General features: G+C 43.9%; 9 protein-coding genes and 1 pseudogene. 5 read left to right on the top strand and 5 right to left on the bottom strand.

Annotation, left to right across the window (positions count from 1 at the left end; all coding sequences use genetic code 11):
• Positions 1-1948, top strand: a pseudogene (gene secA, locus HRT75_RS13515) (preprotein translocase subunit SecA); the annotation flags it as partial.
• Between the two features lie 124 nt (positions 1949-2072).
• Positions 2073-2636: a DUF4377 domain-containing protein gene (locus HRT75_RS13510; RefSeq protein ID WP_291187771.1), complete on the top strand. Its 564-nt coding sequence runs from the start codon at positions 2073-2075 to the stop codon at positions 2634-2636.
• On the opposite strand, the gene HRT75_RS13505 is transcribed toward HRT75_RS13510, so the two are convergent.
• Both HRT75_RS13505 and HRT75_RS13500 read right to left on the bottom strand, forming a co-directional pair.
• Entirely contained in the window at positions 2633-3022 is a 390-nt protein-coding gene (locus HRT75_RS13505) for a hypothetical protein (protein WP_291187768.1), read from the bottom strand. The two genes, HRT75_RS13510 and HRT75_RS13505, sit on opposite strands and share 4 nt — an antisense overlap.
• Positions 3009-3593 (bottom strand): RNA polymerase sigma factor, encoded by a 585-nt coding sequence (locus tag HRT75_RS13500; RefSeq protein WP_291187765.1) that lies wholly within the window; start codon positions 3591-3593, stop codon positions 3009-3011. The genes HRT75_RS13505 and HRT75_RS13500 overlap by 14 nt, the downstream gene beginning before the upstream one ends.
• Before the next feature lie 161 nt (positions 3594-3754).
• On the opposite strand from HRT75_RS13500, the gene HRT75_RS13495 reads away from it, so the two are divergent.
• Positions 3755-4105 carry a DUF6249 domain-containing protein gene (locus HRT75_RS13495; RefSeq protein WP_272833543.1) on the top strand — a complete coding sequence of 117 codons (351 nt, stop codon included), beginning with the start codon at positions 3755-3757 and terminating at the stop codon, positions 4103-4105.
• A 349-nt stretch (positions 4106-4454) separates the two neighbouring features.
• Entirely contained in the window at positions 4455-4817 is a 363-nt protein-coding gene (locus HRT75_RS13490) for a hypothetical protein (protein WP_291187762.1), read from the top strand.
• A gap of 31 nt (positions 4818-4848) precedes the next feature.
• Here HRT75_RS13490 and HRT75_RS13485 read toward each other — a convergent pair whose 3' ends face one another.
• The 3 genes from HRT75_RS13485 to HRT75_RS13475 are packed head-to-tail and all read right to left on the bottom strand — an operon-like array spanning position 4849 to position 7448.
• Positions 4849-6354, bottom strand: coding sequence for a TipAS antibiotic-recognition domain-containing protein (locus tag HRT75_RS13485; protein ID WP_291187759.1), 1506 nt, complete (start codon positions 6352-6354; stop codon positions 4849-4851).
• On the bottom strand, positions 6332-6922 hold the full coding sequence (locus tag HRT75_RS13480; RefSeq protein WP_291187756.1) for a hypothetical protein: 591 nt from the start codon (positions 6920-6922) through the stop codon (positions 6332-6334). Before HRT75_RS13480 ends, HRT75_RS13485 begins: the two co-directional genes overlap by 23 nt.
• Entirely contained in the window at positions 6906-7448 is a 543-nt protein-coding gene (locus HRT75_RS13475) for a sigma-70 family RNA polymerase sigma factor (protein ID WP_291187753.1), read from the bottom strand. Before HRT75_RS13475 ends, HRT75_RS13480 begins: the two co-directional genes overlap by 17 nt.
• Before the next feature lie 151 nt (positions 7449-7599).
• Between HRT75_RS13475 and HRT75_RS13470 the strand changes: the two genes are divergently transcribed.
• The coding region (locus HRT75_RS13470; RefSeq protein WP_291187750.1) for a DUF2911 domain-containing protein at positions 7600-7839 on the top strand (240 nt) is incomplete at its 3' end.

Below are 7839 nucleotides of genomic sequence, written 5' to 3'. Positions count from 1 at the left end.
TGAACTCAAGGAAGACCTTTTTAGAGACTTCTCTGTAAAGAGTGAACGTATCCATACTTTGAATCAGCTTTTAAAAGCATACACACTTTTTGAAAAGGACACCCAATACGTGGTGATGGACAACAAAGTGATGATCGTGGATGAGCAAACGGGTCGTATCATGGATGGCCGTCGATACAGTGACGGACTGCACCAAGCGATAGAAGCCAAGGAGAACGTAAAGATCGAAGCGGCTACTCAAACCTTTGCCACCATAACCCTGCAGAACTACTTTAGAATGTATCGCAAGCTATCGGGGATGACCGGTACGGCGATCACTGAAGCAGGAGAACTTTGGGAGATCTACGAATTGGACGTGATGGAAATTCCAACCAACCGTCCAATTGCCCGTGACGATCGAGAGGACAAGATTTATAAAACCAAGCGTGAGAAATACAATGCGGTGATCGATGAAGTTACCGAACTCTCTGCCGCTGGAAGACCGGTACTTATCGGTACAACTTCTGTAGAGATCTCAGAACTTTTGAGCCGTATGTTGGGCATCCGCAATGTGGAGCACAATGTATTGAACGCAAAACTCCACAAAAAAGAAGCCGACATTGTTGCGGAAGCAGGAAAGCCTGGACAGGTGACCATTGCAACCAACATGGCCGGTCGTGGTACAGATATTAAACTGACTGAGCAGATCAAAGATGCCGGTGGTTTAGCGATCATTGGTACAGAACGTCACGATTCCAGACGTGTGGACCGTCAGCTACGTGGACGTGCCGGACGTCAAGGAGATCCGGGAAGTTCGCAATTCTATGTGTCTTTGGAGGACAATTTGATGCGTCTGTTTGGTAGTGAGCGAATTGCTAAAATGATGGACCGTTTAGGACTTAAGGAAGGAGAAGTGATCCAACACTCCATGATCTCTAAATCTATTGAGCGTGCGCAGAAAAAGGTAGAAGAGAACAACTTTGGAGTTCGTAAGCGTCTTTTGGAATACGATGATGTGATGAACGCCCAACGTGAAGTGGTTTACAAACGTCGTTACCACGCCTTATTTGGAGAGCGTTTGCGTGTGGATATCGCCAATATGATCTACGATACCGTGGAAAGTATTGTTGGAGCCAACAAACCAGTAAAGGACTTTAAAAACTTTGAGTTTGAATTGATCCGCTACTTCTCTATGAGCTCCCCGGTGAGTGAAGAAGAGTTTGATGCAGGTAATGAGAACGATATCATCGGAACCGTTTACACAGCAGCCTACGGACACTATCAAGACAAGATGGAGCGCGCTGCAGCGCAGGCCTTCCCGGTGATCAAAAATGTTTACGAGAACCAAGGCGATAAATACAAGCGCATCTTGGTGCCTTTCACCGACGGTGTTAAAACCTTGAACGTAGCTACGGACTTGCAGCAGGCCTATGAGACTGAAGGTAAGCGATTGGTTCAAGACTTTGAAAAGAACATCACTTTGGCCATCATTGACGATAGCTGGAAGACTCACCTGCGTAAAATGGACGAGTTGAAGCAATCCGTACAGTTGGCTGTACACGAGCAAAAAGATCCGCTTTTGATCTATAAGTTTGAAGCCTTTGAACTCTTTAAAGAGATGATCGACAAGGTGAACAAAGAAGTACTTTCTTTCTTGTACAAAGGAGAATTGCCTCAAGAGAATCAAAACATTCAGGAGGCACGTCAAGTGAAGTCTAACGACAAACTCACTACCCAAAAAGACGAGATCCCGAACATGGATGAACGCGCTGCACAAGCTCGTGCTGCTGGAAACACACAAGGACAGCAACAGCAAGTAACAGAAACCATCACCAGAGAGCGTCCAAAGATCGGGCGTAACGAAAAGGTGACCATCAAACACGTGATGAGCGGTGAATCCAAAACGGTGAAGTACAAGCAAGCCATTCCTTTATTAGACAAAGGAGAATGGGTACTGACCGAGGATTAATCCCATCCGCAGTAAAAATGAAAACCGCCTTTTATTCGAGGCGGTTTTTTTATGCTTAATTTTAAAGTCAGACGCAACCCTTGTGATAAGTGACAGTCTTATAGTAAAACTTAAACCCTTCGTTATGAAATCAAAGCTTTTTGGAATGATGATGCTTGCAGCTGTAGCTTTTGGCTGTTCCTCTGACGACGGCAGTCAGGCCGAAGACACCATCAACCTATTTGTCAACCACTTTAAGACCACCTCTCTGACTTCACTGAATCTGGTATTGTTGATTCAAGAAGAAGACCGTATCGGAACCGATCAATACATTGAAGCTGCCTTTATTGAAGGCTTCGATTTTGAACCCGGATTCACCTACGAACTCACTGTAAATCGTATTGCGGTGCGTAATCCTGGAACGGAGTTCATCAATACCCGATATGAGCTGATCAGTGTTGACAGCAAGACAGAAGTACCTTTAGAGACTACGTTCACCGTACCACTCACGCGTATTTACCCGTCTTCCTTCTATTACAATTGGATCCGTGGAAATACTACACTTGGCTTTACGATAGACGGACAAATTCCAATTGATTGTTCAGGTCTATGTGGTCCATTAGATGCTGTAGGCGATGCTGCGGAGGAAGTTCGCGGGGTATTCCGCCACGGTGACGAAGGCGTTTATGTTTTGGAACAACTCTTCTAAGCTTTTTTAGAATCCAAAAGACGTTTGAGAAAGGGCAACTGTACCAAGAAAAGCCCTAAGAAGCCAATGGCATAAAGCGTGGTTGAAGACATCTGGATTCCGCTTAAATACTCACTCAGGTTAAACGACGTCAATTCAGGCAGATTATTTAAGTAGAAGCGTTCTATCGGTAACCAAAAGATGCCGATGAGAAAGAGTACAAAACCTCCGAGGATCAGCGCCCATCCTTTACGGCTGATCAAAGGCTTGTAGGCCAATGAATACGTGTTCAGCGCAGTGATCTGATCCATAATTGCCATGTAGGTATCCTCCGGAGCTGGATCTAAACCGGCTTCGTTCATATACTTTCTGGTCAATGCGTCTTTTGGATCTTTAAAGGGTTCCATAACTCTGTTGTATTTCCGGGAAGTTACTCTGCTGCAGTAAAGTCAGCAAACGTTTACGTCCACGATGCAATTTAACTTTTATATTGTCTGCGGTCAAATCGGTGATGGCTTCAATCTCTTTGACCGACATCTCTTCATAATAATAAAAAGTGATCAAGGCAGAACTCACCGGATCTAAAGCCGCTATGGCTTGTTTGATCGCTTCGGATCGTTCTTGGGCCATCATGCGTTTAAGACCGTGCGTTTCCACATCCGGATCGGCATCTGAGATCTGCTCCAAACCTTCATAGGCCACGTAGCGCTTGTTCTTTTTGAGTCTGTCCAGGGCCTTTCTGTAGGCTATGGTATATAACCATGAAGAAAACTTGGATTCGCCTCTAAAGCTTTTTAAAGAACTATAAGCCTTCACAAAAGTGTCTTGGGTGATCTCTTGCGCCTCTTCCCTGTGCTGAACCATACGATTGACCACCGTAAAGACATAGTCTTGGTAGCGCCTTACCAGTTCCCCAAATGCTTGAGGGTCTCCAGCAAGGGTTTGCTCGATATGGTGTTGGTCAGTGGTCTTGATCATTTTAAGGTAAGACGCTTCAAATTATAAAACGGTTACAAAAGGTCCGAAAAAAAATAATTGAAAGTTTTTGTAACCGATCTAAAAAAGGGGTCGTCCTAATAGCAAATGATCAGATCATCTAAATTGAATCAAAACAAAAAACGAACAAAATCTATACAACTATGGGATCAGAAGTAATTATAATTCCAATCATTTTCGGAGTCTTATTTGGCCTTTATTATCTATTCATCAGCGCCAGAAACAAAGAGCGCCTCGCATTAATTGAAAAAGGCGCGGACGCCTCCATCTTCTTTAGTAACAAAAGAGGTAGTCACGGAACATCTAAAATTCTAATCTTGAATTTAGCCCTGCTTTCTATGGGTATTGGTGCCGGGATCTTCTTTGGAGGGCTGTTCCACGAAGTTTTAGGCATGAGCGAAGAAATTGCCTTTCCAGGTTCAATTTTCTTTATGGCCGGCGCAGGGCTCTTAAGCGGATTCTTTATGACCAAAAGGTTAGTAACCAAGGACTAATTCACATTCCTTGTTTTTAGTTGGTTGATCCGAAGGTTAGCAACGGATCAAAAACCGATAGCTACTGGAGTAGCTATCGGTTTTTTTGTGTTTTAAATTCAGGTAGATTCACCCATTGACGCCAAAGACCTGATTTTGTAGCTTTTACCTACTAAAACAATGAACTATGTCAGAAGAAGAAAACGAAGTCACTATAGAAGGCAGAACGCTCTAATGTCCAGACGGAGGTCCTGTAGCTCTCACCTGTTCAGAAACAGAAGGAGAAGACTACCAATGGTATCAGCGCATTTATGGAGAAAAGGACAGGCGCCCCATACCCGGAGCCGATGAAGCGCAATTAATCATTCCCTTGGATCTAGCCCGCGGCAACTATTATTCTGTACATTTTAAGCTCGATGAGCAGCAAGTCTGGACAGCAGAAGTACAAGTGGATGAATTGGTATTTGCTAATCTGGTCGTAGAAACCTCTGGCGATTTCACCACCGAGGGATCCAGTATTATCATCAAAGACAGTGGATATGTAGATCTGAGTTTACTGCTTCCCTACACCACTAACATTACCTGGTATAAAGACGAAAAGCCCATCAAGGGCCAAAATGACATCACTTTACGAGTGACAGAAAGCGGAAGTTTTACAGTGCGCGCTGCACCTGAAGAATGCTCCAATTACCTGCAGTATCTTGGTACTGCCGTTGTAGTCAGAAAATTGTAAAAAGCCTTAGCTCATTAAAATGAAATAAGGCTTAGTGTACTTTTATATTGCTATAGGCAGCTGTGATATTGATGAGTCTGTTGGAGTTTGAATTGATGTGATACCCCTTTAACATAGAGTTCCCGTTCATCTCGTTAGAGGTAGCTTGCATTCCAGAAGGCAGATCAATACTAGACTTTCTTCCGTTAAAGAACAGATCTAAAGCTACTTCTGGCAAAAAGATATTGGCATCGGTATTGTCTAGATTCAAGGCCACGGATTCAAACTCAGATCCGAAATTATTGATCACCAAGGCCCCGTAAGACCCATTAAGCATAGCATCTTTACTCAATACTCCAAAGGTCACATTGCTGGAATTGGCCTCCATGGTAATGTTGTCTGCCTGATTGATCACACAAGTATCTACGTAGTCAGCTCCCAAAGCGCCGTTCTTCCAATGCTTTACATAGATTGGCGCGTAAGATACGTTGATGGAGGTTTCCCCTCCATCAACAGTATTAGCTACAAAAGTGCTGTAGTTCAGATTGGCTTTGATGTTGTTCACGGCACCCAACTTCACTTCTCCGTGACGTACGTTGAGGTCCAGTTTAGCATCTTTAGGCATCTTGATCTTGATCACACGGCGTGCTCCTTTAAGGTCAACACCGTCACCATTAAGAATATAGACCTTGCCGCCGTTCTGCTTTTCAAGCTCTTCAATTTCGGCTTCAAGTTCTTCGGCCCATTTTTCCATGTCTTTTCCAAAGGCTTCTCCCCACTTTTCCATGTCTTCACCAAAACCTTCGGCCCATTTTTCCATGTTCTCGGCAAATTTCTCACCGAACTCTTCGCCCCAGTCTTCAAACTCTTTGGCCCATTTCTCACCAAATTCTTCGCCCCAGGCTTCCCACTTTTCAGCGTATTCTTCACCCCAAGCTTCCATTTTGATCTCAAAATCATCTCCAAAGCGCTCTTCCAATTCGGCTTCCCACTTCTTCATATAACCTTCCTTGTCGGCTTCATAGGCATCGTAGTCAAACTCAAGCCCTTCCAGTCCCTCTAGGAAATCGGGGGGTAAAGGATTGGTTGACATATTGGCCATCATAGGTCCTAAAACATCTTGTAACATAGGCCCTAATTTCTCTAAGCCTTCTCCCAGTCCTTCTAAATTGATTTCTAGATTTTCTAGCTCTTTAAGTGCTTCTAAAGATTCTAAAGCCTCCAAGGATTCTAGTGCGTCTCCGCTCCAATCAATGGAGAAGTTTGTTCCGCTGGTGATCACAATATTGTCTGCATCTCCGCTTACGCTAAAGTCCCAAGCATCTAAAAGCTCTTGCTTTTCTTCTGCAGTAAGATCGTCTCCGATCAACTCCGCAGTAACTTCTACCTTTCCTCTATTCCAGGTTTCAAAAACGAAGTCCACATAGGAACTGTTTACCTGAATACTGACATCCTTTTCAGTGTCAAAGGTCTTTTGCTCTTTAACCTGTCCAAAGAGTGCGGCTGTGCTCAAAAAGAGCAGCCCAAATATCCAATTAGACTTGATTGTTGTTCTCATTATTTGCTGATTTAAGTTCTCGTAATTTGTTTTTCAGTTTGAGTAGCAATTCCAAACGCAATTTCAAATTATCGATCAGAGCGTTCACGGTCAGGTCATTAGGACCTACATTGACCAATTCCGCATTCAGTCTCTTGTATTCTTTATCTAAGGTCGACAGGCGTCTCATATAGCCGTCGATCAATTCTTGATTCTCTGGGTTGACCTCCAAAGAGGCAATTCCCATGGTGATGCTTCTGGTGTAATAGTCCTCCAGTTTTTTAAACTCCGGAGAGAAATCACTTAAGCCTTTGGTCGTTTCTTGATTGTCTTGGTTATCTGCAGGAACGGTTTCTTCTACAGCCATTTGCTCTTGGGGTTCCCCACTGCTGTTGGTCATTAAAATATATCCGATCCCTAAAAGCAAAATCCCTATGGCGGCTACTTTGAGCCACAAGAACATCGGCTTCTTCTTCTCAGGGAGACGCTCGTCCAACAAGCGGGCGAACTTGTCCTGATGGTCAGCCGAGAGTTGCGCTTGCTCGTTTTCGGCATCTCGCTGCAGTAAATCTCTAATATCCTGTGCCATGGTCTAAATGCTTTAGTTGTTTTTTAATCTGACTTTTTCCTCGGAACAAACTCGTTCGGGAAGCCGCCTCACTAATATTCATGATCGATGCGATCTCGCTGTGGTCATAACCCTCTAAATAAAAGAGTTGGGTGACCAAGCGATACTTTTCAGGAAGCTGCGCAATTGCTTGCTTGACTTCTTGAACTGTAGCGTGATCGGGAACCGTATGGTCCTGGTCATCCACCACGCTCATCACTTCTTCATTAATACCGGTCCAAACTGCCTTCTGTGCTTTGATGGCGTCTAAACAAGTATTGATCACAATTCGCTTGAGCCAGGCTCCAAAGGTGACGTCCCCTTTGAACTGTGCCAATTTTTGAAAGGCCTTGATAAAACCTTCCTGCATGGCATCCTCGGCTAAAGCCGTGTCTTTCATATACCTTTTTGCGATGATCAGCATGCCCTCACAGTATTTATTGTATACCGCCATTTGGGCTTTTCTATCGTTTTGCTTGCATCGCTCTATAAGTAGCAGATCGGACACTTGATGGTTTTTTTGGATTGCTATTCGGTCTAAAGACGAGACAATTTTCACAGCGTTTCAAAAAATTTAAAAAAAGTTTGATCGCAGCACATAAAATTGCTTCCCTGTAAATTTACTACCTTTATTCTTTTGAGCAGAAAGACGAGAATTTATGGGTAAATCCAAAGGAATTTTAATGCGGATCTTGGGCGGCGCACTGCTTCTGATCGCATTGTTTTATTTTGTCATTGGACCAATTATGCGGTCGCAAACCAAGAAATACAGCCCGGAGCAGACCATCACTTTTAATCAAGGCAACCTGCATGTAGATGTATTCTATTGCAGCCCCGCCAAAACAGGCAGAGAGATCTTTGGCAGCTTAGTACCCTACGGAGAAGTTTGGCGTACGGGC

Origin of the sequence: Gilvibacter sp. (assembly GCF_013214815.1) — a bacterium.
Lineage (GTDB): Bacteria > Bacteroidota > Bacteroidia > Flavobacteriales > Flavobacteriaceae > Gilvibacter.
Note: the sequence above shows the minus strand (reverse complement) of the source record. Positions and strands in the feature narration are given on the sequence as shown.

Coding starts and splice junctions, on each gene's coding strand:
- HRT75_RS13495 (WP_272833543.1), top strand. CDS start 3,755: ATGGGATCAGAAGTAATTATAATTCCAATCATTTTCGGAGTCTTATTT.
- HRT75_RS13480 (WP_291187756.1), bottom strand. CDS start 6,922: ATGGCACAGGATATTAGAGATTTACTGCAGCGAGATGCCGAAAACGAG.
- HRT75_RS13500 (WP_291187765.1), bottom strand. CDS start 3,593: ATGATCAAGACCACTGACCAACACCATATCGAGCAAACCCTTGCTGGA.
- HRT75_RS13485 (WP_291187759.1), bottom strand. CDS start 6,354: ATGAGAACAACAATCAAGTCTAATTGGATATTTGGGCTGCTCTTTTTG.
- HRT75_RS13505 (WP_291187768.1), bottom strand. CDS start 3,022: ATGGAACCCTTTAAAGATCCAAAAGACGCATTGACCAGAAAGTATATG.
- HRT75_RS13510 (WP_291187771.1), top strand. CDS start 2,073: ATGAAATCAAAGCTTTTTGGAATGATGATGCTTGCAGCTGTAGCTTTT.